The sequence below is a fragment of the Corynebacterium sp. BF-R-2 genome (assembly GCF_024586525.1).
Lineage (GTDB): Bacteria > Actinomycetota > Actinomycetes > Mycobacteriales > Mycobacteriaceae > Corynebacterium > Corynebacterium singulare.
The window spans coordinates 60,593-82,519 of the sequence record NZ_JAMFTP010000012.1; the positions used below are offsets into that span (position 1 = coordinate 60,593).

Consider the following 21,927-nt stretch of genomic DNA (forward strand, 5'->3'; position numbering starts at 1 on the left):
AACCATGTCCCACAACCTCTTCGAGCGCACCACCGACTTCCTCGGCGTCTTCGACGATCTGTCCTCGTCCGACGCCGAGGGCTGGGAGCGCGCGGCTCAGTTCCGCGAGTACTCCGACCCGGTGATCAACAAGCACTGGCAAGCCTCCGAGTACCCGCTGGACCTGGTCTCACGCTTGGGTTCTCTGGACGTGATGACGGATGGGCTGGCTGTCGACGGCCACAAGAAGATGTCCACCCTCGAGGCAGGATTGACGCTCATGGAAATTACCCGCGCAGACGCCTCGATGGGAACGGTCATCGCAGTTCAAGCAGGTTTGGCCATGCGCTCGATTGCGATGCTGGGCTCGGAGGAGCAGAAATCTGAGTATTTGCCGCAGATGGCCTCGTGCTCTCTGCTCGGTGCTTTTGGCCTCACCGAACCGGACCACGGTTCGGATTCCATCGCCTTGGAAACCACCGCGGTTCGTGATGGCGACGAGTGGGTCCTCAACGGCGAAAAGAAGTGGATTGGCAACGGCGCTTCCGGCGGAATCACCATCATCTACGCCCGCATGGAAGACGGCAACGTCAGCGGTTTCATCGTCCCACAGGAGACTCCCGGCTACTCCGCCACCGTGATTGAGGGCAAGCTTTCTCTTCGCGCCATCCACCAGGCACACATCACGCTAAAGGATTGCCGCATCCCCGCCGCCAACCAGCTTCCAGGTTGTCGCAGCTTCAAGGATGTTTCTCGCGTGCTCACCGCTACCCGCATCGGTGTGTCCTGGATGGCGCTCGGCTCCGCCGTCGCCTGCTACGAGATTGCCCGCTCCTACGTACTCGAACGCGTCCAGTTCGGCCGCGAGCTGGCCAAGGCGCAGATTATTCAGCAGCGCTTGGCCAACATGGTCCTCGATCTCAGCCAGATGATGCTCACCTGCCGCGAGGTCTCCCAGCGCGAGGATGCTGGCACCTTGGCCCCGGAGCAAGCCTCGGCGGCTAAGCTTCACAACACCCGCGCGGCCCGCCGCATCGCCGCTGATGCCCGCGACATGCTCGGTGGAGTGGGCATCCTGCTGGAAAACGACATCGCCCGCCACTTCGCGGACATCGAGGCCATGCACACCTATGAAGGCACCGATACCGTGCAGTCCCTCATCATGGGCAAGAAGATTACGGGCTTCTCGGCGTATAAGTAGCCCAGCGTGCGCGGGGGAAGGCTCGCTTGGTGGCCCCTCTGGTTTGGTCCTCTTACTTTGGTCCCTTTGCTTGGTAAAGGGACCATTTGGCTGAGTATCTATGGTCGTAGATGGTCCCTTTTCGGAGTTAAGGGACCAAACTAAAGAGACCACCGAAGAGGGACCTTATAGCCCGTTATGTTGATACGGTCAACCAGTTATCCACAGGTTTTGGAGGAGGCTCTGGATGGACGGAGGCTGCTCGTCTAACAGTTGAGATATGACAGACTTAGCTCAACTCATTTACCTTCGAACTCTTCCCCAGCATGATCCGACGTGGCAGAAGATTGCCACGGGTGACCTCGTCCGAATTACTACGTGGTTTGCCTATCCCGCCGAAAAGTATAAACAGCTACCTTCTTTTCGCAGGAAGGTGGTAGACATAACTGCCATAGCGCGAGGAACATCTAAGGCCGTGGTTGCCGGAAAATCAGCAGCAAGGCTGCTTGGACTTTGGGTCCTGCCGCCGAAGAACGAATCCATCACGCTGGTGAGGAAATCAAAGTCTCTTCCCACAAAAGCTGCCCAGGATCCGCGAGTCCGCTACAGGAAAATGTGGCTGCCGGCAGAACACATCGTGGACGTTGATGGTGTGAGGAGTACCAACGTCGCGCGGACGTGCGTTGACATCGCGCGAATGGTGTCCTTGGAAGAAGGAATCATGGCGATGGACTCAGCGCTGGTGCACAAGCTGGTGACCCACGATGAGCTAAGCGGCATGGTGCTGCAGCTAAGCCGTGCCAAGGGAATAGCACGGGCGAGGTTGGCAGTTCAGTTCGCATCTGCGCTGGCTGAGTCGCCTTATGAGTCGTACGCTCGCGGAATTCTCATAGCTGAAGGGCTAGGAAGCAAGATCATTGCTCAGTATTCTTTTGCGAACGGGTACAGGGTGGACCTATGTATCGATGATGCCGTTGTCATTGAGATTGATGGGCATGTGAAATATGACGGAACCACGTACGGCAAACCGGTGGACGAGGTCATCCGAGCGGAGCGGCAGCGTGAAAAGCACATCCAGAATCTAGGCTTTGTTGTCTTGCGGTATTCCCCGAGCGAATTGCTTTATGAAAGGCCTCGAGTGGTCAGTGAGGTGCGGGCAGCGCTCAAGGCTGTGAGGTTGCGCCGCAGCGCATAGTGGTTGGGGTGGAAAGCGAGCCTCATCAAGCACTGAGTTTAGATGGTCCTTCTACTTTGGTTTCTTAGCGCTGATAAGGGACCATCTCCACACCAAAAACCTCATACAAATGGTCCCTTTGCTGAGTAAAGGGACCAGAGTAAGGGGACCATTTGCGATGAGGTTGGCGCAGGCTAGTTGTTGAGCGGCTTGCGGGTCGCGGCCATGTGCTTGGCGCGCTCGACATTGGCTGGCAGCATGACGAGCGGCACGTCGTACTCGACTTCGCGGTCGCAGAACTCGGTGAAGCTCAGCGAGCCGGAGCCGGTGTACATCTCGGCGAGCTTGGCCACGATGACGTGGTCGTTCTCGGTGGTGCCCTCGATTGGCCAGTCACGGTCGAGGGCAGGGTCGCCGGAGTACATGTCGATCTGCTCATCGGCCGGTGGGGTGTACGAGCCTGCCAGGTTGCCGGCCTCCTGCAGAGCGCGGGCCAGAACGTGGTCGTAGGACATGAGAACGACATCATCCGAAGAAAGGAACCCTGCCTTCTGGGCCTCGAAAGCGGAGGAGAAGTTGCGGGCCGAGGCGATGAAGTCGAAGGCCTTCTGGTGGTAGTCTTCAACGCCGGCTGCTTTGAGACGCTCCAGCGAGGAGATGGTGCCGGTCCAGCCGGGGTAGAGGCCCACCGTGCGCTCCGGGAAACCGAGGCGAGTATCGGCGTGGGCCACGATGCGGTCGCAGGCCAGGGCGGTTTCGAAGCCGCCGCCCAGGGCCACGCCACGCACAGCAGCCACGACCGGAACCGGGGCGAACTTGAGTGCACGCAGGGTCTTCGAGCCATCCGCGATGAGTTCTTCAACACGTGCAGCAGAACCGGATTCGCCGGCGGCAGCGATGGATCCAAGGTCGGCGCCCGCGCAAAAGACCGGCTTATCGTTGCCGATGACCAGCGCGACGAGATTCTCCGAGGTTACAGCGCCAAGAGCGGCGCGGATGACCTCGAGGGCGGGCGTCGGCATGGAGTTCATCGGGGTGTGTAGGTCGATGATGCCGATGCGCCCGGCCGGCGTGGAGACCGCATGGACAGCACCCGCGTCCAGGGAAACGATGGTCTCCGCATCCAGCGAAGCCAAGGTCACGACACCCTCACGCGGCGCGAGCTCCTGGCGTTCTCCGGTAGAGGAGAGCACCGAACCCTTGCCGTAGAAACCGCCTGCCGAGGCAGCGGCGGAGACCAAGGCAGGAACGTCGGAGCCGTAGGCGGAGGCGACCCAGTCGATGCCGATGGCGTCGGCAAGCGCGAAGATGCCCTTCTTCCAACCGAAGCCCAAGGTCAGGCCTTCGTCGATGAGGCCCACGTGGTCAGCGATATCAGGTGCGACCTCGCAGCAGTATGCCAGGGTGTCGAGGAACACGGCGCGGGCGAAGCGGCCGCCCGGCGAATCGGTCTCCATGACCTCGCGCGGATCCTTGAGGCCCACGACCGGGTCAGTCGGCTGCGTGCGCGGCACGTATTCATAAGACTCGTTGATGACCTCGTCACGGCCGCGGTAGAAGCCACCGTCACCGGTGCGGCCTGTGAGGCCACGCTCTACCAGGCCGGCGATGAACTCGTCATCGCCAAGCGGTACTGAGAGGAGCGGATCGCCTGCGGGCAGGGCTGTCTCCAAAGACGTCCAAATCGGCTTGACCAGCTGGAGACCGATGTAGTCGAGCAGGCCGAAAATGCCGGTGCGGGGGATGCCGAAGGCCCGGCCGAAGGAGGCGTCGGCAAGCTCGTAGCTCACCTCGAACTCGCGGGCGCGGGCCACGCCGGCGGCCATCCAGTAGCAGCCCACGCGGTTGGCAATGAAGCCCGGGGTGTCGCGGCACTCGAGCGCAATCTTGCCCAGGGTCTGTTCGATGGTCGTGCGCAGCGTGTCTTCCGTCGAGCCGGAGGCGATGAGCTCCACCAGACGCATAATCTTCGGCGGGTTGAAGAAGTGAGTAATGGCGAACTTATCGCGGCGAGTCTCCGCGACGCCCTCGAGGAGGGATTCGAGCGGCAGGGTAGAGGTGTTCGAGCTCAGGATGGCGTCCTCGGACAGGTGTGGCTCGATGGCCTCGTAGAGGGAGTGCTTCGCGCCGAGGTCCTCGAAGATGGCCTCGATGACCCACTCGCGGTCCTCCAGCAGCGCGTAGTCATCGCTGGCGGTGACGCGCTCTGCAAACTCCGGCAGGTGGAAGCCCTTGCGCTTGAGCTGGATATCGACACCGCGCTGGGCGCCTTCTGCGTTCTGATCAAGCAGGACAACGTCCATGCCGGCGGACGCGCAGAGCGCGGCGATGCCGGAACCCATCGAACCTGCGCCGATGACGGCTACCTTGGTGATGCTCATTTACTTTGCTCCATTCTCAATAATCATGGCGATTCCCTGACCGCCGCCGATGCACATGGTGACCAGGCCGTAGCGCTTGTCCTGGTGGCGCAGTGCGTACGCCAGCTTGGTGAGCAGGATGACGCCGGTGGCACCCACCGGGTGGCCGTGCGCAACCGCGCCGCCGTAGACGTTGGTCTTGGCCGGGTCGAAACCGAGTTCGTCCTGCACGGCGATAGCCTGGGCGGCGAAGGCCTCGTTAGATTCGATGAGGTCAATGTCTTCCAGCTTCAGACCGGCCTTCTCCAGGGCCTTTGGCACGGCGGCGATAGGGCCGATGCCCATGCGAGTCGGGTCCACGCCCGCGATGGACCAGGACACAATCTTCGCCAGCGGGTCGAGGCCGCGCTTCTCAACTTCCTCTTCGGTGGCCAGCACGGCGGCGGCCGCACCATCGTTGATGCCGGAGGCATTGCCGGCGGTGACGGTGCCGTCCTTGACAAAGACAGGCTTGAGCTTTGCCAGCTTATCGACGTTCGTCTCCCGCACTCCCTCATCAAAGTCCAGTTCGCCGACCGGGACGATCTCCTCTGCATGCACGCCTTCCTCGCGGGCCTTGGCGGCGCGCTCTTGGGACTCGGCGGAGAATTCGTCCTGGCGCTCACGGGAAATGTTGTTATCCGCAGCAACGTTTTCTGCGGTCACGCCCATGTGGCCGGTGCCGAAGGGGCAGGAGAGTGCGCCGGTGAGCCAGTCATAGAGCTTGCCGTCACCCATGCGTTTGCCAAAGCGGGCGCCTTCGACGGAATAGGGCGCGTTGCTCATGGATTCCGCGCCAACGGCGAGTGCGAGGGTGCCGTCGCCGGACTGCAGCAGCTGGGCCGCGCTGATGACGGCCTGGACACCGGAGCCGCAGAGGCGGTTGACGCCCATGGCGGTGGAGGAGTCCGGCATGCCGACATTCTTGGCGATAGTCCGTGACAGGTACAGATCCTTCGGGACGACGGGCATGACGTTGGAGGCTACCGCCGTGTCGAGGTCGGCGCCGCTAAGCCCCGAACGCTCAATAGCCGCTTCGGCGGCGAGCGAGCCGAGTTCCGTGAGGGAGAGGCGGGCGAGGCTTCCACCGAATTTGCCGATGGGCAAGCGTGCAGCGCCCGCGATGTAGATGTCCTGAGTCATGGGATCCTCCGTGGGTTATACGAATGACTATTAGTTAACTCCGTATCCTAGGTCACTTTTCCGTTCCGTGCAATGTCCCGTCACGTCCGGGGTGCGGGTGCACCCGACCTCCGCGCTATTTACAGATTGTTGAACAACCTCTATGCTTTCACCATTCAGCAATGCGACCTGCGTCACGAAAGGTTCTCTCTAGTGAGCTCTGAATCAACTAACGCCTCTGCGGTTCCAGCTTCCGGCCAGGAGACCCAGCAGGCGAAGCCGCCCAAGGGGATCGGTGCCATGGCGGGCGCCATGTTCCTCATGGCCACCTCCGCCATCGGCCCAGGCTTCCTTACCCAGACTTCGGTCTTTACCGTCAAGATGGGTGCGGCGCTGGCCTTCGCTATCGTGCTGTCGATCATCGTGGACATCGCTATCCAGCTCAACGTCTGGCGCGTCCTCGCTATCTCCGGCATGCGCGCCAACGAACTGGGCAACACCGTCCTCCCCGGCCTGGGCTGGTTCATGGCCATCATGGTCTTTATTGGTGGCATGGTCTTCAATATCGGCAACATCGCCGGTTCCGGCCTCGGCCTCAACGCACTGCTCGGCATCGAAGCACGCTGGGGCGGCGTCATCGCCGCAGCCATTGCGGTCTTCATCTTCCTGTCCAAGCGCGCCGGTGTGGCGCTGGACCGCATCGTCGCGGCTCTTGGCGCGGTGATGATCCTGCTGATGCTTTACGTTGCCATCGTCTCCCAGCCGCCGGTGGGTGAGGCCCTGAAGAACACCGTCATGCCGGAGTCCGTGGACTTTTTCGTTATCACCACGCTGATTGGCGGTACCGTCGGCGGCTACATCACCTTTGCCGGTGCGCACCGCCTTATTGATTCTGGTCTCTCTGGCCCCGAGAACGTCGGCGCGATTACGCGAACCTCCGTGCTGGGCATCATCGTCACCGGCATCATGCGCGTGCTGCTCTTCCTTGCCGTCCTCGGCGTCGTCGCCACCGGCGTGGCCCTGTCTGAAGACAACACGGCTGCCGATGCCTTCTACAACGCCGCCGGCGAGTTTGGCCTCCGCGCCTTCGGTGTGGTCCTCTTCGCTGCTGGTCTGTCCTCCGTTATCGGCGCCTCCTACACCTCAATTACCTTCGTGACCACCCAGAAGGTCTCCCCGCGTACCCGCAACTTCCTCACCGTTGGCTTCATCGTTGTCTGCACCATCCTCTTCGTGCTGCTTAACTCCGCCCCGCAAAAGCTGCTGATCTTCGCCGGCGCCTTCAACGGCATCATCCTGCCCATTGCCTTCGCCATGGTCATGTGGGTCGCCTTCTGCCGCCATGACCTGACCCACGGCGTCAAACAGCCGCTGTGGCTGCTCATTCTGGGCGTGCTGGCCCTGGGGCTGGAAATTGTTATCGGCGTTAGGTCGTTTTCTGGAATCGTTGAACTGTGGGCATAATGCAGAACCCGGCCGAGGTGCGTACCTTTGCCCGCACGCACGCCATGGCCACCACCGCGGGCCATGCGCGCGGCTTCATGCAGGCCAACCTTATCGCCCTGCCCCGCGAGTACGCTTTCGACTTCCTCCTTTTTGCCCAGCGCAATCCCAAGCCGTGCCCCATCGTTGGCGTGCTGGAAGCAGGGGAGTTCACCTCGGACCTCATTCCAGGTGGGGACATCCGCACCGACATTCCCGCGTACAACATCTACGAGGACGGAAAGCTCACGCATACGCTTGCCGACGCCACCCCCTTCTACTCCCCAGACATCATCTCCTTCCTCATCGGCTGCTCGTTCACTTTTGAGAACGCCCTTCTGGAGAACGGCATCTCTATCGCTCACATCGACCAAGGCCGCAACGTGCCGATGTATCGCACCACCATTGCCACGACTCCCGCCGGGATTTTCTCTGGACCGATGGTGGTGTCCATGCGCCCCATTCCCGCGAGCCAGGTGTCCGATGCCGTGCGCATCACCTCCCGCTACCCCGCCGTGCATGGAGCGCCTGTCCATGTGGGCGACCCGGCAGCCATTGGCATCGAAGACCTCTCTCAGCCTGATTTCGGCGAGGCCATCGACATCCCAGAGGGCACCATCCCCGTCTTCTGGGCCTGTGGCGTGACCCCGCAAGCCATTGTCATGAACTCGCGGCCTAGCCTCGCCATCACACATGCGCCGGGCAAGATGCTGGTCACTGATATCCCGGACCGCGACTACCTCATCCCCTAAACACCGCCCATTCGGGTGTTGGGCGAAAGGGCTAGGCGGCCCCGACACTGTGGTGCCCTTAGTTTGGTCCCTTTAGTTTGGTCCCTTGTCGCTGTAAAGGGACCACTTGGGGGCCAAAAATCCGGGATACATGGTCCCTTTTCGCTGCAAAGGGACCGGAGTAAAGGGACCTTGTGGAAATGCTGTGCGGCGGGAAGCAACGGCAAGCAACGGGACGGCTGATATGGCCTTCGACGAGGCTAGAGCACGCGGAGAATGGAGTCCATCGCTCGCATGAGGTCGGCGCGGCAGGCGTCGGCGGCGGCATCGCGCTCGCCTTGGGCAATGAGGTGCGCTAAGTCGACATTGGATTGCACATGCTCATCGTGGATATGCGGGTTGCGCTCTAGCGTCAGCAAGAAGGTCACGCGCATGCGGGCCAGCAGGTGGGACATCGTGCGGTTGAGGGTGACAGAGCCGAGGCCCGCAACCAGCTGCTGGTGGAAGCGCTGGTTGAGAAGGGGACGGGGTGCGCCGGCTTGCACGGCGGATTCGGTGAGGCGGATGAGCTCGCCCGGGTCTGGGAACGTGCCATACCGGGCCGCAGCAGGCTCGATGGCGGCGCGGGCGAGGTAGAGGTCGCGCACGAAATCCTCGTCTGGGGTCGCGATGAAGACACCGCGGTGGGGGATGCGCTCAACGATGCGTTCCGCCGCGAGCATGGCGAAGGACTCCCGCAGCGTATTGCGAGAGCACTCGAAGCGCTCGGCCGCGCGGACCTCGTTGAGCTGTTGGCCGGGCATGTAGTCGCCCTCGGAGATGGCAGCGCGGAGCGCGGATGCGACGGAATCTGCAAGCATGCGACTCACAGTAGCCTGCTGGCTAATTGATAGTGGCGATCACCGCGCCTGGTTCCAAGCGGTCGCCTTCCTTGGCCACGAGGGATACCTTGCCCGCGGCCGGAGCCTTGACTGAGGATTCCATCTTCATTGCCTCGATGGTGGCGATGGGCTGGCCTTCCTCAACCGTCTCGCCATCGGACACGTTCCATGCCACGAGGTTGGCCTCGTAGGGGCAGGTCACGTCGCCGGCACCGCCACTCGCGCTTGCCGACGCCCCCTTCGCCCCCGCAGCCCCCGCCGCCAAGAGGTCGGCTGGGAAGCCCACGCTGACCAGCTTGCCGTCGATTTCGAGGGCAACGCGGGTGCGCTTGGCATAAATGGCTTCCACCGGGGCAACGGCGCTCGTGGCCTGTGCGGACGGGCGGTAGTTGTGGTCGAGCCAATCGGTATAAATGCCGGCCTCGGCAGAAGAATCGCCGTGGTCGACGAGGACCTGGGAGGCCACCATGTCGCGGTGGAAAGGCAGCACGGTGCGCACGCCCTCGATGTCGAATTCTTCGAGGGCCTGCTTCGCGCGGTTCAGCGCGATCTCACGGGTCGGCCCCCAAACCAACAGCTTGGCCACGAGCGAGTCATAGTACGGCGGCACGATGGAGCCCGAGCGCACTCCTGAATCCACGCGGATACCTGGGCCGGTCGGTGGTTCGAAGCGCACGACGGTGCCCGGGCACGGCGCGAAGCCGTTGAGGATGTCCTCGGCGTTGATGCGGAACTCGAAGGCGTGGCCGTTGGCCTCGGGGTCCGATGCTTTCGCATCGGACGAAGATGAGGAATCAGACGGGGAATCTGACGCGGGAGCGTCAGATAGGAAAGACAAGGGTTCACCGGAGGCGATGCGGAACTGCTCCGCGATGATGTCCACGCCGGTCACAACCTCGGTGACGGGGTGCTCGACCTGGACACGGGTGTTGACCTCGAGGAAGGAAATCGTGCCGTCCTCGGAGACGATGTACTCCACGGTTCCGGCACCGGTGTAGCCCACCTTCGCGCAGATGGCGCGGGCACCTTCATGGATGCCGTGGCGCTGGTCGTCGCTAAGCGCAGGCGCCGGTGCTTCCTCAATGAGCTTCTGGAAGCGGCGCTGGGTGGAGCAATCGCGGGTGCCGAGGACAGCGACGTTGCCATGGGTATCGGCAAGAATCTGGGCCTCAACGTGGCGCGGGTGGGTCAGGAACTTCTCCACGTAGCACTCCGCGCGGCCGAAGGCCTCCTTGGCTTCGCGGCCAGCGGAGTTGAAGGCAGCCTCGATGTCCTCGAGGTTTTCCACCACCTTGAGGCCGCGGCCACCGCCGCCGTAGGCAGCTTTGATGGCGATGGGCAGGCCATGCTCCTCCGCGAAGGCGCGGGCCTCCTGCCAGTCATCGATGGGATCGGAGGTGCCCGGGGCCAGCGGGGCGCCGACCTCCTCGGCTACGCGGCGCGCAGCAATCTTGTCACCGAGCAGCTCGATGGATTCCGGGGAGGGGCCAATCCAGGTCAGGCCGGCGTCGGCCACTGTACGGGCAAAGTCAGCGTTCTCGGAGAGAAAGCCGTAGCCTGGGTGGATGGCGTCGGCGCCGGCGCGCACGGCGATATCCAGAATCGCGGGAACGTTCATGTAGGTATCCGCCGCGGAGTTTCCGGGCAGCGCATAGGCTTCATCAGCCACCTGGGTGTGCAGGGCGCCGGCATCGGCCTCCGAGTAGATAGCGATAGAGCGGATGCCCAGGTCACGTGCGGTACGGGCGATGCGTACGGCGATCTCGCCGCGGTTAGCAATAAGGACTGCAGAAATCATGGTTAACCTTCAGAGTGTTTAAGCGAGTTCGAAACGGACCGTGGCTCCCGGCGGGAGCTGCGCGGCAATGTCAATATCTTCTTCGAGAACAGTGGCGATGACGGGATAGCCGCCGGTAACAGCGTGGTCACGGAGGAAAATGACCGGCTCACCGCTGGGCGGGACCTGGACCGAGCCGGCCACCATGCCCTCGGAGGGCAGCTCGCCCTCGCGGGAACGGCTCAGGCCCGTGTCCTCCGAGGGGCCAAGCAGTCGCACGCCCACTCGGTTGGACTGCGGGGTGACCGTCCACTCGGTCGCCAGGAAGACATTGAGGCTATCCGGGGTGAACCAGTCATCACGCGGTCCCAGTACGCAGCGCAGAACGCCGTGCGTTTGGCCGTGTGCTCCTTCGCTGACGCGCAGCGGGTTGGACAACTGGCCGTCGGTCATGGCGGTGGAGCGGGGGAGGACACCGATGACGTCGCCAAGCCGCACCGGTGAGGGCCCCAACCCGGAGAGCACGTCCGTGGACGCCGAGCCCAGCTCCGCATCCGCCACGATGCCGCCGCGGATGGCAATGTAATTGCGCAGGCCCACCGTTGCAGGCTCGACCGTTACCGTTGAGCCCGCGGTAACCAACACGGGACGAGCCAGTGCCACGGGCATATCTTCCAACAAGACGCGGGACTGGGCGCCGGTGACGCACATGACGGCGTCGGTCAGCGCGCGCAGGCGAATGCCGCCGATGTTTTCCAGCACCGTGGCGCCACGCGGGTTACCCACGGCGACGTTCGCCGTGGCCGCCGCCGCAAGGTCCGCTGCGCCCGAAGGGGTGACACCCAGGTTGCCGCGGCCGGGGCGGCCCTGATCCTGGAATAGAGTAAGCAGACCGGCATCGAGGACCTCCATGCGCGGCAGGCGCGCCGGGGTGCGGCGGCCAAATGGCGTGGTGGAGACGAAATCGGGAAGCGAACTCACCGCGCGGTAGCGCACGCGGTCACCCGGCTGCACCAGCGCGGGCGGCTGGGCATCCGACTCCCACATTGGCGTGCTCGTCGTGCCCAGCAGCTGCCAGCCGCCGGGCGACACCCGCGGATACACCGCAGAAAAACCACCGGCGATACCAACCGCGCCCGCCGGAACGGCGGTACGTGGCGTGGCTCGGCGTTCGATGTCGAAATTGTGCGCAGGGTCCGCCGGAGTGCAATAGGTAAAGCCGGGAGCGAAGCCACCGAACGCCGCGAGCCACTCCGTTGACGTGTGCCAATCAATCAGACCCTCACGAGACATGTCCATCAATTCGGCAGCCTCATCCAGATCCTCGCCGTCATACAGCACATCAATCTCCACCAAGCGCGGATCCTCGCCCGCATGCGCAGTGGGGCGGAAATCCTGCAGCCTCTCGGCGGCCGCCGCGGCCGAGTTCGGGGTGGCAAACGTCAGAAGCAGCGTGGTGGCCGCTGCGATGGCGTCGACTTGGTCTTTGAGCGGCTGGGCATCGAGCGCCGCATGCCACGCCATGACCTGGGACAAATCCTCCAGTTCAATGAGTAGCGCGCGGGTTCCCACAGGGTGGATATGCATTAGACAACGCTCCGAATCTCAATACCGCGCGCCTTAAGCTCATCGACCACGCCGCGCAGGAGCGCAACCGCGCCGGGCGAATCGCCATGCGTGCATACCGACTGCGCATCGACGTTGAGCACGGTTCCATCGATGGCGGTGATGGAGCCGGTTTCGGCAACGTCGAGCACGCGCTTGACGACGTCCCCCTCATCACCCATCACTGCATTCGCTTCTCGCCGCGACACCAGGGTTCCATCGGGGTTGTAATTGCGGTCTGCGAAGGCCTCACGGATAACGGTCAGCCCCTTCTTCTCTGCGATATCGACGGCCACGCCGCCCGGCAGAAGCATGACCGGCAGATCGCCGAAGGCTTTGATCCCGTCGATGACAGCGTGTGCTTGGGCCTCATGGTGGACGATGGCGTTGTACATCGCGCCATGTGGCTTAACGTAGGCGACCTTCGTGCCATTGGCCTGCGCCAATGCCTGCAGAGCGCCGATTTGGTAGGTGACCTCGTCTGCCAGCTCAGCGGCGTTGTAATCAATAAAACGGCGGCCGAAGGCTGCCGGATCGTTATAGCCCACGTGCGCGCCCACCGTCACACCAGCCTCCGCGGCTGCCTTCAGCGTGCCCGCGATGGAGTGCGGGTCACCCGCATGGAAGCCAGTGGCCACGTTGGCGGAAGAGACAAGCTGGAGCATGGCCGCATCGTCGGCGACGGGGTTGCCCGCGGTGGTCTCGCCGAGGTCGGCGTTGAGGTCTATGTGCAGCGCGCTCATGATTCTCCCTACATCCCGAATTGTTGAACAATCTTAGGGTGTTTAGTGTAGCCCGCGTCACGTGCATTTGTGAAGTGTGTCCCTCATTTGCGTGAGGATGGGGGAGTGATCTGTTCCGTCCGGGCCGCCAAAGGCACGAGCGGTGGTGTTTCGTCGAGAGATGTGCCAGTGGTGACGCCGACGTTTCGCTGATGGTTCTCATCACAACGGTTCACCCATCGGGTTTGCTTGGCCCACATTGACCGTATGCCTCAAACCGGATGTTCTCCATCGTTGCCATGTCGAGAGAGGAAAACACCCGCTCCGCACGACGGTGCGCGGAGCGGGCGTGGTAGTGTCAGCCGTTACTTCTTAAAAAGGAAGCTTGATGTTGAGAGCGTCCTTGACGAACGGGAAGGCAGCTGCGATGGCAGCAAGTACGCCACCGACGATTGCAACGATGCCCAGCGTGGAGGGCTTGCCGTCCTCGGAAGACAGTGCGTCCTTAAAGGAGCTCTTCTTGTCCTTGTTCTGGTCGTCGCCGCCCTTGCCAGCATCAGCGTCGTCGCCGCCCTTGCCAGCATCAGCATCGTCGCCGCCCTTGCCAGCATCAGCGTCATCGCCGCCCTTGCCAGCATCAGCGTCATCATCCTCGTGCTCGTTATCGTTGGAACCGCTGTCGCTGTTGCCGGTTCCCCAATCGCCGATGTCGATAGGCTCAGAAGAGCACACGTCCGCCCCCTCCTTAGCCATCTGGAAAATCTCAGCGCGGTTTAGCGTGACGTCTTCATCGTCGGTGGCCTGCCAAAGAAACTCGCTGACTTTCTTGAAAGTGTGCTCTTTGCCATCAACGGAGGCAGTGAACTCAGCAGACGGGGAGCCGCAGTCAGCGGCGGAAGCGACGGTGGTGCCGGAAAGGGCGAGGGAACCAGTCAGGGTGGCGGCAAGCAGGCCGCGTGAAAGGGTAGACATAAAAACTCCGGGGGATAGGTAGTAAGTGAAAAAGATCGTGAAAGGTGGATTAAACCTTTCCGTTAACCGATATCGGTTGGGTTCGGAGTGTAACCCAGATCCCACGGCTGTGATTGGTGTTAGGTTAAAAACCGCGATTTTCGGGAATACTCCCCATGAACTCACAAAGGCACCCCCAATCCACGCGATGGTGGTGGGGGTGCCTGCGCGCTTATAGACGTCCCTTAGGACGTTCAAGCCTCAGTAATTAGAACGGAAGCTTGATGTTCAGGGCCTGAGCAGCAGCCGGAACAACAGCGGCGATTGCGGCGAGAACGCCAGCAACGATGCCTGCGATACCCAGCTTGGTCGGCTTGCCATCCTCGGAAGACAGCTTGGCCTTGAAGTCGTCGAAGGAGCTCTTCTCCTTGTTGTCATCGCCTTCGCCCGGCTTCTTGTTGTCGCCTTCGCCCGGCTTCTTGTTGTCGCCTTCGCCCGGCTTCTTGTTGTCGCCTTCGCCCGGCTTCTTGTTGTCGCCTTCGTCCGGCTTCTTGTTGTCGCCTTCGTCCGGCTTCTTGTTGTCGCCTTCGCCCGGCTTCTTGTTGTCGCCTTCGCCCGGCTTGTTCTCGTCCTTGCCTGGCTTGTTCTCGCCCGGCTTCTTGTTGTCGCCTTCACCTGGCTTGTTCTCGTCGCCCGGCTTCTCATCGTCGCCCGGGGTGCCCGGCTTCTCGTCGTCGCCTGGGGTGCCCTCACCATCGGTATTGTCGCCGGTCTCGGTTCCGTCGGTGTTGTCGTCAGGTGCAGAGATCGGGATGATCTTGTCGTTGCCTGCAGTGTTGTCGGTCTCCTCAGCGGAAGCGGCAGCAACGCCGGCCATGGTCAGGGAGCTGGCCAGAGCGGCAGCAGTGAGGTTGCGGGAAATGCGCTTCATATTTCTTCTCCTAGGGAATTCGGGGACGTTGTATGAAAAGTCAATGTCGACATCAGTAGCGTGACCGCGTATTGAAATCGACTTCACACATGCTAACGAAAGTCGGCAAAGGATTGGCCAAGCTGTGAATAGTTATATGGGTATTCCACGGCAGCTATCAAGGGCTTGTCAGTGAGCGGTAATGTTCGCTGTCGCCGCTATGGTGCTACGAAAAAGCAAAAAGGTCTGCAAGGTGGTGGTGCAGTCGGGGAGAAGTCGTGGGGTAGATGCCGAGGGTGTTGACAGGCTTTACATAGGGAACATGCGAAAGGTTTTGACGGTGAGGGGTCCGACTATCGCGTGAAGTGCAACATATTGACGCATGGTTATGAGACAATTCACACACCTGCAACCCCCTAAGGAGAACTCATGCAATGGACAAGAGTGGGCGCGAGCCTCGCCGCCGTTATCGCAGCAGCGGGCCTGACCGCATGCGGAGGAGACGGATCGGGTGATATGTCGGATGTTGATTTCATCAGTACTAACTCCACCGAACCTCAAAAGCCGCTCATCCCTGCTGACACCAGCGATGTGCCGGGAGCAACGCTCATTGATCTCATCTACTCGGGGCTCGTCTACTTCGATGAGAACGGTGAGGTTCACAATGACCAAGCAGAAAGTATCGAGAAGACCGATGATGTGACGTACACGGTCACGATCAAGGAAGACGCGGTCTTCTCCGATGGTTCCCCGGTACGTGCGCAGGACTACGTCGATACGTGGAATAACGCGGTAGAAAACAGCATGATCTCTGCTTACTTCTTCGAGCCCATCAAAGGTTATGAAGAAGGAGCAGAAAGCATGGAAGGGCTCACGGTCGTCGATGAGAAGACGTTCACCATTGAGCTCGATGAGCCTACAGCTGATTTCGAAACGCGCTTAGGCTATTCCGTCTTCTTCCCGATGCACGAATCGGCCTTCGAGGACATCGCCGCTTACGGCCAGAACCCAGTGGGAAGTGGCCCGTATAAATTGCAGGAATGGAATCACAATCAGAACGCGATTCTCGTTCCTAATGAGAAGTATGAAGGTGATCGTAAGGCGCAGAATGATGGTCTGAACTTTGTCTTCTACGCCGATGCCAGCGCAGCTTATGCGGATTTACTTTCGGGAAATCTTGATGTTTTGGAATCGATTCCGTCCTCGGCAATGGCCAACTTCGAAACGGACCTCGGCGAGCGTGCAGTGAATGAACCCGCCGCTATCTTCCAGTCCATCACTATTCCCGCGGGGGATGAGAACTTTAGCGGGGAGGCGGGAGCGTTGCGTCGACAAGCACTGTCCATGGCCATTGACCGCGAAGAGATTACCCAGACCATTTTCCAAGGGACGAACACTCCGGCGGTGGACTTCACGTCGCCTGTGCTTAACGACGGCGCCACGGACATCCCTGGCAACGACGTCCTGACCTATAACCCGGACAAGGCGCGCGAGTTGTGGGCCAAGGCGGAAGAGATGAAACCGTTTGAGGGGCCGTTTACCGTGGCGTATAACTCCGATGGCAGCCACAAGGAGTGGGTCGATGCCGTCGTGAACTTTATTCGGAACACCCTTAAAATTGATGCGCAGCCAGCACCCTATCCGGATTTCAAATCGCTGCGCGATGAGGTCACCAACAAGACGATCGAGGGTGCATTCCGCACCGGCTGGCAGTCGGTGTACCCGTCGCCGTCGAGTTTCTTAGAGCCGCTGTATGCCACAGGTGCTGCGACTAACGACGCCGACTATTCCAACCCAGAGTTCGATTCGCTCCTGAAGAAGGCTGCTGCGGCATCCAACGGCCAGGAGAGCGTTGAGCGTGTCAATGACGCCCAGGCGGTACTCATGAAGGACCTTCCGGCAATCCCGCTGTGGTACACCAACTCCACCGGTGGCTACTCCGAGCGTGTTGATAATGTGATCTTCACGTGGAAGTCGAAGCCGCTGTATTACAAGGTGACTCTGAAGTAGAAGGTTTCACGTCCTGCTACATGAAAGCGCTCCGCCACGATTTGTGGTGAGGAGCGCTTTTGGGAGAATTCGAAGCTGTTAGAACGGCAGCTTGATGCCCAGGGACTTAGCCACGCTCGGAGCGACGGCGGCGATAGCACCCACAACACCGAGGACAGCCGCGATGATGGCGGCAATACCCAGATCGGTCGGCTCACCGTCTTCGGAGCTCAGTGACTCATCAAAGGAGCTGGACTCGGCAGTCGGGGTCTCACTCTGAGTTGGGGTCTCGGACGTCGTGGAAGGAGTTTCAGAGGCCGGGGTCTCCGACGTCGGGGTCTCCGAAGTCGTGGTGGTGGACGTAGCGGTGGTGGACGTCGGCGGGTTGTTGATGATGGATTCCTGGATCTTCGCCGCATCCTCATCCTGTTCGCCGCAGGCCTGAGTGTCGGCCTTAGCAATCTCCATGACCTCAGCGCGGTTGAGCGTCAGGTCCTCGTTGTCAGCAGCGCGCCATAGGCCGAAGGATTCCTGCTTAAAGGTGTGCTCTTTTTCGTCGACAGTGGTGGTGAACTCCGCGGCCGGTGCCCAGCAGATATTGATCTTGGTGTCGTGCTCCTGAGTAGCCTCTTCATCGGCGGAAGCGATGGTGGTGCCGGCCAAGACGAGGCAACCAGTCAGAGCGGTGGTGGCGAGAGTGAGCGAAGTCTTCTTCATATTCTTCTCCTAGGAAAATCAGCGATAGACGCAGGGAAAACGAGACGATTTTAGATTAGCGGATATGGATGTGAATGGTGTGCTCAACGGCGGCTTGTTGTGCTCTGAGCTCCGAGGTGTCATCAAAGACACACAAACCGCATGCCATCACTCGCGAATAAGGGGGATGGCATGCGGTACTCCCGCGGCTTAGTGCGGAAATTGGTGCGTCAGTGTTTTAGATGAAGAGCTTGCGGCGAGCAACGAAGGCGCCGGCAGCAATCATGGCTGCGATAGCCAGTGCAGCGAGGCCGCGGGCCACGGTGTTGGAGCCGGTCTCGGCGGAGATACCACGGGACTGAGCCTGGGTCTTCTCAGCGGTACTCTCGGCAACCTTGCCGCCCTGGGCGATGACCTCGTCCTTGTTCTCCTTGAGCATCTGCTCAGAAGCTGCCTTCTCCTCAGCGGAAGGAGTGTCCTTCTGAGCAGCCTCTTCGGTCTTAACGTAGGTCTTGCCGTCCTTAGCCAGGTACCAGGTCACGCCACCGATGATGAGGGCAGCCGGGAGTGCCAGCCATGCCAGCTGTTTAGTGTCGAAGTCAGCATCATCTGCAGGGGTGGAAGGGGCCTGGGAGCCACCCGTCGGTGCTGTCTCGGTACCGGAAGGCTTAGCAGGTTCTTCCTTGCCAGCCTCCGGCTTTTCCGAGCCCGGGGTTTCAGGTTTTTCAGAGCCAGGAGCCTCCGGCTTTGCGGAACCCTGCTCGGATCCGCCAGTGCCGTTGTCGATCGGGGTATCAACCTTGGACGGGCCAGCCGGAGCCGGATCCGGGTTTTCCGGTGCCGGTGCCGGGGCTTCCTCTTCGTCGCCGAGCTGAATGGTGGTCGTGGGGCCTTCATCGTGATTGTCTGCAGGAGCTTCCTTCTCCTGCAGACGCTCCCAAGCGACCTGGGCCTGCTCAGCGGTGAGGGACGTGGAGCCCAGCTCGTTGGTGCTCTTGTAGGATCCGTCAGGCTGACGCTGGTAGGTGGTGCCATCGAGCTCGAACACGGCCGGGGCCGGGATCTGCGCAGAGGCAACGGCGGTGCCGCCCAGTGCGAGGGAACCAGCCAGGACAGCTGCGGTCAGAGTGCGGTTGATGCGCTTTATGTGTTTCTCCTTGTGGGATTGTGAGAGGGATTCACCCGACTTGAACCACAATAGTCACAGATTTCACATTAGTCACAGGGGTTACGGTGTGACTTCCCGTAACTTTTTAGGTATATGCGGAGTCATGTACGCAGCGTGTTCGATGCGGTGAAGCTTTCGGATAGGGCACAAATAATCCGCTTACACTGCGGGAATGTGGCAGTGTTTGAAACCATGACCTGCGAAAATGTTCGACAAAGGCCCCTGGAAGTCGGGATCCCCCTGCATGGGGGGATGGCCGAGGGGGAGCTTAGCTCTGATCGGCGGCAGTTTCTGGTGCTGCAGTTACGCCTTCAAACTGCCAGCCCACGACCGCATTGCGTACGGCGGAAGCGAGCGGATTGGCCGGCTGGATACAGCTGATGGTGAGCAGGCGGCCAGGTTTGGCATCGGTGCCCCAGATGCTTTCATCCTGCTCAAGGCCTTCCTTGGACGGGTCATGCAGATCGGTAGCGGTGTATACCAGCCACTGTTCGCCGGAGTTCTGCGTGCGCAAGAACAACTTGTCGCCCACGGAGGCCTTGTGTGTATCGGCGCGACCGTCGTAGAGGTTATTGAACACTGCTGGTACACCCGCGCCGGTATGCCCGGCAATGACCACGATGTCTGGCGAGTCCGTGCCGGGAAGCGCATAAGGTTTATCGTCCGCAGTGTAGGTGCAGGCCTTATTCATCGAATCCGGGTTGATTTTATTGTCCTTGACCCGGCAGGAACCTTCCTCGAATTCTGCGCGCACATCAATCGCTGGGATGTACATTTCCACTGCGGGGGAGGGCTCGATGACGGCGGCGGGCTCCGCCACCACCTCTGTTGGCTGAGGCGCCGGTGCATCTGAATCCTGATTGAGGTTGAGCGCGGCAATGATACCGACGAACACCAGCGCCAGAATAAGGAGCATCCCCATCCCGCGGCGACTGCTGGGCTTGCGGTGACGCGCTGCTTGGCGACGTCCCCCGGTTCCACTCCTCACCCCGCCTGACACCGTACGGGCGGGCGCCTTCCGAGCGGACGCCGAAAGGGAAGCGGACCTCCGGGATGGGGTCGGCGTGGTCAGGGTAGAAGGGGAAGAAGCTATGCGCGTGTGGTCGGGACGCCGACGCGGCCGGAAGGGTGCGCGCTCCGTGGCAGAGCCCTCGTGGGCTTGGGAAGAGCGGGCGCGACGGCGGGCGCGTTCTTTCTGAAGATCAATGCGGATCCCCTCTTCCGGCAGGCGGTAGTCGTCGCGCCGCGCCGAGTAGCGAGAATCCATGGGCAAGCTCCTGATAGTGAGGTGATTAAAGAAATAGGGTACTACTTCGTAGCAAGCTGATAACGCAGCGCATACGTGATGAGCCAGTGGGTAGACATGAAGTCGCCCTCGATAAGCTGAGGCGCCGTACTAGCCGCCAGCGCCTGGGCGCGCGGTAGGGCGGAATCATCGAAATGCTCGGCGAGTTCAACAAGCATCCACGCCCTCGACAGGGCTAGACCGTAGAGGTGAGCCAGGCGGCCATCGGTGGGGTCGAGGACCTCCGGGATCTTTGTCAGAAAGTCCATTGCTTCGGCGCGGTGAGGAAGGAAGCCATCGAACCACTCGTCGAAATCCGGTAACACGCGGGACATGAGTAGCGCTTCTGATAACCCGTTGGATAAGAAGTCGTGTCCGGAAAGCTCCCACTCGAGCGGATAGTCACGGTCATTACCGAACAATCGAACGGCAGCTTCGCGCACTGAAGCTGCTAGGGAATTTAGCTGGAGTTTCTCTGCTGCTTCGAGGATGAGGAAGAGGTTGAATGCGGTATTGGAATGCATGCCGTGGCGCACCGGTTGGTTCAACGAGGCAAGCCAGCTTTGGCAATGCTGGGCGGTCAGCTCAGCTAGAGCCAGCAGTGGTTCGGTGGGCCGAACCGACGCCAACTGGAGCAGCCAGGCACGCCCATAAGGCATTTCATAGCCCGGATGCAGCGTAAGGTACTCATGTTCCACGGCGAGGGCTTTGGGGCTGAGGCGTTCGTCGAGAAGCGCAGCAAGTTCAGTCGGGGACTCTGGGCCGAGAGCTGCGTCCAGAAGCACCCCTGAATATTGCATATGGACACTGGAATGCCAGTCGAAACACCCGTAGAAACTCGGGTGCAGCTCCCGCGGGCGCACGTGGCAATCATCAGCGGACGCGCTCGTATGGTGCATGGCGGCGGGAAACTCGCGCTCGAGGACGCCCACAATCCCACTCGCCCATGCGCTAGCCATGGTCTCAAACTCTGTCATGAATCAAGTATGACAGAGGCCCCGGACATCTATTGTGACCTGTAGTTTCGTGGTTGTTCGCTACAGGGAAAGAGCAGCCTTCAACTGCGGGAGGAAAAACTCTGCTGCCTTAACAAGCCCAGCCACCGCCGCGGTGGCGAGAGCAACGACGCCACCGGCTGCGAGCAAGGAGAGGCGCTTTTCCTTCGCATCAATCTGTTCAAGCTCGCGCTCGTGCTCGTCGCGCAGCGCGTCTTTGACGTTGATATCCATGCTGAACTCGCCCCACGCCTGGGAGGCGAGCCGGTATTCCTCTTCGGCAGCTTTTATCTCTTCCGCTGAAGCGCCGGAATTCTTCAATTCTTCTAGCTTGAGGCGGGCGTCTTCAGCGTCCTGCCACATCTCTTTAGCCCGGGCTTCATCTTCTTCAGATGGCTTGTACTCTTCGGTCTCGTCTGCCTTGCTGCTAAAAGCGCTGAAGCAGTCTTCGCGCAAGCACCGAGAGGATTCCACGTTGAGCTCCTGTGCTGTCGCAGTAGGAACCGCTACGAGGCCTGCGGCGATGACTGTCGCCATTCCAAGGCAGGACCGACGATGCCACGAAATCATAGAAGTCTCCTTTAATAGGGAAAGTAGGGAAGTGGCTTTACTGTATCGCGGGACGCGTCCGAGCGCTGAAAAGTGGGAGGGTTCTGTTGGTCAATATGCCAGTCTTTCCTATCCGTATAGCCAGTATTCGTGTGATATCTATCGGCTTAATCGCACATGTGAGCGAGTATGTGAGTTATTGTCTTAGCTTCTTTCTAATGTGTAAAGCAGACATCTGAAGCGTTGGGGAATCGGTTCATTGTGGGACGCAAGGGTGTCTACAGCGCAGGATGCAGTTCACAGAAACGGACTGCTGCACAACTCACGAGGGG

At 60.8% G+C, this 21,927-nt stretch carries 18 protein-coding genes; 5 read left to right on the forward strand and 13 right to left on the reverse strand.

Features of this window, described 5'->3' with window-relative positions:
* Nucleotides 1-4 precede the first annotated feature (4 nt).
* Together M5J09_RS09850 and M5J09_RS09855 are read left to right on the forward strand one after the other, a co-directional pair.
* Nucleotides 5-1,180: an acyl-CoA dehydrogenase family protein gene (locus M5J09_RS09850; protein ID WP_257157722.1), complete on the forward strand. Its 1,176-nt coding sequence runs from the start codon at nucleotides 5-7 to the stop codon at nucleotides 1,178-1,180.
* A gap of 259 nt (nucleotides 1,181-1,439) precedes the next feature.
* Nucleotides 1,440-2,354: a DUF559 domain-containing protein gene (locus M5J09_RS09855; RefSeq protein WP_042529611.1), complete on the forward strand. Its 915-nt coding sequence runs from the start codon at nucleotides 1,440-1,442 to the stop codon at nucleotides 2,352-2,354.
* A gap of 173 nt (nucleotides 2,355-2,527) precedes the next feature.
* On the opposite strand, the gene M5J09_RS13205 is transcribed toward M5J09_RS09855, so the two are convergent.
* Together M5J09_RS13205 and M5J09_RS09870 are read right to left on the reverse strand one after the other, a co-directional pair.
* Nucleotides 2,528-4,714 carry a 3-hydroxyacyl-CoA dehydrogenase/enoyl-CoA hydratase family protein gene (locus M5J09_RS13205; RefSeq protein WP_306558222.1) on the reverse strand — a complete coding sequence of 729 codons (2,187 nt, stop codon included), beginning with the start codon at nucleotides 4,712-4,714 and terminating at the stop codon, nucleotides 2,528-2,530.
* Nucleotides 4,715-5,875 carry an acetyl-CoA C-acyltransferase gene (locus M5J09_RS09870; RefSeq protein WP_257157723.1) on the reverse strand — a complete coding sequence of 387 codons (1,161 nt, stop codon included), beginning with the start codon at nucleotides 5,873-5,875 and terminating at the stop codon, nucleotides 4,715-4,717.
* Nucleotides 5,876-6,154: 279 nt separating this feature from the next.
* On the opposite strand from M5J09_RS09870, the gene M5J09_RS09875 reads away from it, so the two are divergent.
* A complete protein-coding gene (locus tag M5J09_RS09875; protein WP_201773980.1) occupies nucleotides 6,155-7,318 on the forward strand; it encodes an NRAMP family divalent metal transporter in 1,164 nt (387 codons plus the stop codon).
* The gene (locus tag M5J09_RS09880; protein ID WP_042529618.1) at nucleotides 7,318-8,088 is read left to right on the forward strand and encodes a putative hydro-lyase; all 771 of its coding nucleotides are present in this window, start codon (nucleotides 7,318-7,320) and stop codon (nucleotides 8,086-8,088) included. Before M5J09_RS09875 ends, M5J09_RS09880 begins: the two co-directional genes overlap by 1 nt.
* A gap of 239 nt (nucleotides 8,089-8,327) precedes the next feature.
* On the opposite strand, the gene M5J09_RS09885 is transcribed toward M5J09_RS09880, so the two are convergent.
* The 6 genes from M5J09_RS09885 to M5J09_RS13210 all read right to left on the reverse strand — a co-directional run bounded on the left by M5J09_RS09885 (nucleotide 8,328) and on the right by M5J09_RS13210 (nucleotide 14,934).
* Entirely contained in the window at nucleotides 8,328-8,927 is a 600-nt protein-coding gene (locus M5J09_RS09885) for a GntR family transcriptional regulator (protein ID WP_042529619.1), read from the reverse strand.
* Between the two features lie 22 nt (nucleotides 8,928-8,949).
* Nucleotides 8,950-10,746: a biotin carboxylase N-terminal domain-containing protein gene (locus M5J09_RS09890; protein WP_257157724.1), complete on the reverse strand. Its 1,797-nt coding sequence runs from the start codon at nucleotides 10,744-10,746 to the stop codon at nucleotides 8,950-8,952.
* Between the two features lie 18 nt (nucleotides 10,747-10,764).
* Nucleotides 10,765-12,312 carry an urea amidolyase family protein gene (locus M5J09_RS09895; RefSeq protein WP_257157725.1) on the reverse strand — a complete coding sequence of 516 codons (1,548 nt, stop codon included), beginning with the start codon at nucleotides 12,310-12,312 and terminating at the stop codon, nucleotides 10,765-10,767.
* The gene (locus M5J09_RS09900; RefSeq protein ID WP_070537543.1) at nucleotides 12,312-13,073 is read right to left on the reverse strand and encodes a 5-oxoprolinase subunit PxpA; all 762 of its coding nucleotides are present in this window, start codon (nucleotides 13,071-13,073) and stop codon (nucleotides 12,312-12,314) included. Before M5J09_RS09900 ends, M5J09_RS09895 begins: the two co-directional genes overlap by 1 nt.
* 351 nt (nucleotides 13,074-13,424) lie before the next feature.
* The gene (locus M5J09_RS09905; protein WP_257157726.1) at nucleotides 13,425-14,024 is read right to left on the reverse strand and encodes a hypothetical protein; all 600 of its coding nucleotides are present in this window, start codon (nucleotides 14,022-14,024) and stop codon (nucleotides 13,425-13,427) included.
* Between the two features lie 247 nt (nucleotides 14,025-14,271).
* Nucleotides 14,272-14,934, reverse strand: a complete 663-nt coding sequence (locus M5J09_RS13210; RefSeq protein WP_306558223.1) for a hypothetical protein — start codon at nucleotides 14,932-14,934, stop codon at nucleotides 14,272-14,274.
* A 408-nt stretch (nucleotides 14,935-15,342) separates the two neighbouring features.
* Here M5J09_RS13210 and M5J09_RS09915 point away from each other — a divergent pair, with 408 nt between their 5' ends.
* Nucleotides 15,343-16,923: an ABC transporter substrate-binding protein gene (locus tag M5J09_RS09915; protein WP_257157727.1), complete on the forward strand. Its 1,581-nt coding sequence runs from the start codon at nucleotides 15,343-15,345 to the stop codon at nucleotides 16,921-16,923.
* Between the two features lie 78 nt (nucleotides 16,924-17,001).
* Here M5J09_RS09915 and M5J09_RS09920 read toward each other — a convergent pair whose 3' ends face one another.
* From M5J09_RS09920 to M5J09_RS09940, 5 genes are all read right to left on the reverse strand, one after another.
* Complete coding sequence (locus M5J09_RS09920; protein ID WP_257157728.1) at nucleotides 17,002-17,619, reverse strand: hypothetical protein; 618 nt, start codon at nucleotides 17,617-17,619, stop codon at nucleotides 17,002-17,004.
* 217 nt (nucleotides 17,620-17,836) lie between these two features.
* On the reverse strand, nucleotides 17,837-18,796 hold the full coding sequence (locus tag M5J09_RS09925; protein ID WP_257157729.1) for a hypothetical protein: 960 nt from the start codon (nucleotides 18,794-18,796) through the stop codon (nucleotides 17,837-17,839).
* Between the two features lie 238 nt (nucleotides 18,797-19,034).
* On the reverse strand, nucleotides 19,035-20,033 hold the full coding sequence (locus tag M5J09_RS09930; RefSeq protein ID WP_257157730.1) for a hypothetical protein: 999 nt from the start codon (nucleotides 20,031-20,033) through the stop codon (nucleotides 19,035-19,037).
* A gap of 41 nt (nucleotides 20,034-20,074) precedes the next feature.
* A complete protein-coding gene (locus tag M5J09_RS09935; protein WP_257157731.1) occupies nucleotides 20,075-21,028 on the reverse strand; it encodes a DUF2891 domain-containing protein in 954 nt (317 codons plus the stop codon).
* A 60-nt stretch (nucleotides 21,029-21,088) separates the two neighbouring features.
* Complete coding sequence (locus M5J09_RS09940; protein ID WP_144793890.1) at nucleotides 21,089-21,616, reverse strand: hypothetical protein; 528 nt, start codon at nucleotides 21,614-21,616, stop codon at nucleotides 21,089-21,091.
* Between the last annotated feature and the right edge of the window lie 311 nt (nucleotides 21,617-21,927).

What these genes read in the sequence shown, in the direction of transcription:
- M5J09_RS09885 (WP_042529619.1), bottom strand. Translation starts at nt 8,927, where the DNA reads ATGCTTGCAGATTCCGTCGCATCCGCGCTCCGCGCTGCCATCTCCGAG.
- M5J09_RS09900 (WP_070537543.1), bottom strand. Translation starts at nt 13,073, where the DNA reads ATGAGCGCGCTGCACATAGACCTCAACGCCGACCTCGGCGAGACCACC.
- M5J09_RS09935 (WP_257157731.1), bottom strand. Translation starts at nt 21,028, where the DNA reads ATGACAGAGTTTGAGACCATGGCTAGCGCATGGGCGAGTGGGATTGTG.
- M5J09_RS09895 (WP_257157725.1), bottom strand. Translation starts at nt 12,312, where the DNA reads ATGCATATCCACCCTGTGGGAACCCGCGCGCTACTCATTGAACTGGAG.
- M5J09_RS09930 (WP_257157730.1), bottom strand. Translation starts at nt 20,033, where the DNA reads ATGGATTCTCGCTACTCGGCGCGGCGCGACGACTACCGCCTGCCGGAA.
- M5J09_RS09905 (WP_257157726.1), bottom strand. Translation starts at nt 14,024, where the DNA reads ATGTCTACCCTTTCACGCGGCCTGCTTGCCGCCACCCTGACTGGTTCC.
- M5J09_RS09890 (WP_257157724.1), bottom strand. Translation starts at nt 10,746, where the DNA reads ATGATTTCTGCAGTCCTTATTGCTAACCGCGGCGAGATCGCCGTACGC.
- M5J09_RS09880 (WP_042529618.1), top strand. Translation starts at nt 7,318, where the DNA reads ATGCAGAACCCGGCCGAGGTGCGTACCTTTGCCCGCACGCACGCCATG.
- M5J09_RS13210 (WP_306558223.1), bottom strand. Translation starts at nt 14,934, where the DNA reads ATGAAGCGCATTTCCCGCAACCTCACTGCTGCCGCTCTGGCCAGCTCC.
- M5J09_RS09875 (WP_201773980.1), top strand. Translation starts at nt 6,155, where the DNA reads ATGGCGGGCGCCATGTTCCTCATGGCCACCTCCGCCATCGGCCCAGGC.
- M5J09_RS09940 (WP_144793890.1), bottom strand. Translation starts at nt 21,616, where the DNA reads ATGATTTCGTGGCATCGTCGGTCCTGCCTTGGAATGGCGACAGTCATC.
- M5J09_RS09920 (WP_257157728.1), bottom strand. Translation starts at nt 17,619, where the DNA reads ATGAAGAAGACTTCGCTCACTCTCGCCACCACCGCTCTGACTGGTTGC.
- M5J09_RS09870 (WP_257157723.1), bottom strand. Translation starts at nt 5,875, where the DNA reads ATGACTCAGGACATCTACATCGCGGGCGCTGCACGCTTGCCCATCGGC.
- M5J09_RS09855 (WP_042529611.1), top strand. Translation starts at nt 1,440, where the DNA reads ATGACAGACTTAGCTCAACTCATTTACCTTCGAACTCTTCCCCAGCAT.
- M5J09_RS09850 (WP_257157722.1), top strand. Translation starts at nt 5, where the DNA reads ATGTCCCACAACCTCTTCGAGCGCACCACCGACTTCCTCGGCGTCTTC.
- M5J09_RS09915 (WP_257157727.1), top strand. Translation starts at nt 15,343, where the DNA reads ATGCAATGGACAAGAGTGGGCGCGAGCCTCGCCGCCGTTATCGCAGCA.
- M5J09_RS13205 (WP_306558222.1), bottom strand. Translation starts at nt 4,714, where the DNA reads ATGAGCATCACCAAGGTAGCCGTCATCGGCGCAGGTTCGATGGGTTCC.